Annotated in this window: 1 protein-coding gene; it reads right to left on the bottom strand. The window is 68.8% G+C overall.

What is annotated here, in order from left to right; translation table 11 throughout:
- Positions 1-2,328 (bottom strand): condensation domain-containing protein (locus tag HNR57_RS39080; RefSeq protein ID WP_184568187.1); only part of this gene is annotated, 2,328 nt, incomplete at both ends.

Here is a 2,328-nt window from a genome sequence, read left to right as displayed (position 1 = left end):
ACTCCGGCACAGTGCCCCGCGACACCTCAACCGCCGAGCCATTCCACTCCACCAACACCCGCCGACGCTCAACCTCACCAAGCACATCCACAGTGTTCAGCGGGAGTTCGGGGCCACCCTCCAATGCCCGTTCCAGCTCGGACACCAGGCTCTCGGTGGCCGTACACACCAATGCCGCCACAGCCTCCGAGTCGATCGGAACAACCGCGTCCACGGTCAGACCCAACCCGTCACCGTCGTCGTCGACGACTACAACCAGCGGGTAATTGGTGCGCTCCCGGAAGAACACCACCTCGATGCCATCGAAGATCTCGGCCACGCCTCGACTGAAACCGGTGTTGTGCCGGTAGTTGAACAGTGACGTGAACAGCGGGGCGTCTCCCGTCACCGCGCTGGCCTGCTGGGCGAGGGCAAGCGGCGCGTGCTCGTGCTCAAGCAAGGCAGCCAGCTGACCACGCATCCCCTGCACCGCCGCCAGAAGACCCGTACCGTCACCCACACGCACCCGCACCGGCAGCGTGTTCATGAAGGGACCGGGCACCCGGTCCGCGCCGGCGCCGGCGTTCATGCGTCCGAACAGGACGGTGCCGAAGACCACGTCGTCGCGGCCGCTGACCGCGGCAAGGACCCGCGCCCACGCCACATGCATCACCGTGGCCGGACTCGCACCGATCCGCTGCGCCACCTCACGCAGCCGTATCTCAAGATCCGACATGAGGTCCACCCGTGTCTGGACCGACTCCATGCCGTCGCCGTGCGCGTCGATCAGGCCGTAGGGCGCGGTGGGTTCGTCGACGTCTCCCAGCAGGTCGGCGAAGAACGCCTCGTGCTTCCCGCTCTCGCGCCCGGCGCGCGCCTCGGCGACGAAGGTGCGGAAGGGCAGCGGCTCGGGCAGCTCCGCAGCCCGCCCGGCAAGGACGGTCTGCACCTCCTGGAGCAGCAACTCCAGTGTCGTGTGGTCCTGAATCATGTGGTGCATCCGCATCAGCGCCAACCACCGGCCGTCCGGCGCGGCGGCCACGTGGAGCTGGATGAGCGGGGCGCGGCCCAGGTCCATGGACAGACCCACCGTGGACAGCAGTTCCTGCACCGGATCCGCGCCCCGGTCGTCGAGTTCGACTTCCTCGACGGGCAGTCGGGCGTTGCGCCGTACGACCTGCACCGGCTCGCTCAGGCCCTCCCACACGATCCCGGTGCGCAGGATGTCGTGCCGGTCCACGACCTGCTGGAGGGCGTCGGTGAAGGCGTCGAGCCGCTCGCGGGTGTCGAACTCCAGCACTGTGGGCGTCACGTAGGCGTCCTCGCCGCCGTCGGCGAGGAGGTGGTGGAAGAGCAGACCTTCCTGGAGAGGGGCCAGCGGGTAGATGTCGGCGACATTCGCCGCTCCCCCCTCGACCGTGGCAACGATCCGATCGATCTCCTCAACGGTCAGATCCACCAGCGGGAGCATCTCCGGCGTGATCGCCTGCGCGCCCTGCGGGATGGCGTTGGGCGGCACCTCGACCTGCTCGGCCCCCGCCGCGGCAGCGAGCCCCGCCACCGTCGGCGCCTCGAACAGCGCGCGGGTAGAGATGGTCACCCCGTGGGTGCGCAGGATCTCCACCAGCCGGATCGCCAGAAGCGAGTGACCGCCCAAAGTGAAGAAACTGTCATCGACACCGACCCTGTCCACGCCAAGGACCTCGGCGAACGCCGCGCACAGGATCTCCTCGCGGACCGTGGAAGGCCCGCGGCCGGAACCGGTGGCGTACTCCGGAGCGGGCAGCGCCTTGCGATCCAGCTTCCCGTTCGGCGTCAGCGGCAGCGTCTCCAGGACCACCACCGCCGACGGCACCATGTACTCCGGCAGCTGGCCGGCAGCCAACACCCGCACGGACTCAGGCAGATCGGCGCCCTCACCCTCCACCGGGACGACGTAGGCGACCAGACGCTTGTCACCAGGAGTGTCCTCGCGGGCGACGACGGCGGCCTGGGCCACCTGCGGGTGGCCGGCGACGACGGCCTGCACCTCACCTGGCTCGATCCGGAACCCACGGATCTTCACCTGCTCATCCGCACGGCCCAGATACTCCAGCTGACCGTCGGCATTCCACCGCGCCAGATCACCCGTGCGATACAACCGCCCACCCGGCCCACCGAACGGGTCGGCCACAAACCGCTCCGCCGTCAACCCCGCACGGCCCGCATACCCACGCGCCACCTGCACACCCGCGATATACAGCTCACCACCCACACCCACCGGCACCGGCGACAACCACCGATCCAGCACATACAACCGCGTATTGGCCACCGGCACACCAATCGGCACCACCGGCTCACCCGCAACAC

Origin of the sequence: Streptomyces paradoxus (assembly GCF_014202475.1) — a bacterium.
Lineage (GTDB): Bacteria > Actinomycetota > Actinomycetes > Streptomycetales > Streptomycetaceae > Streptomyces > Streptomyces paradoxus.
This window is presented reverse-complemented; position numbering and strand designations above follow the sequence as displayed.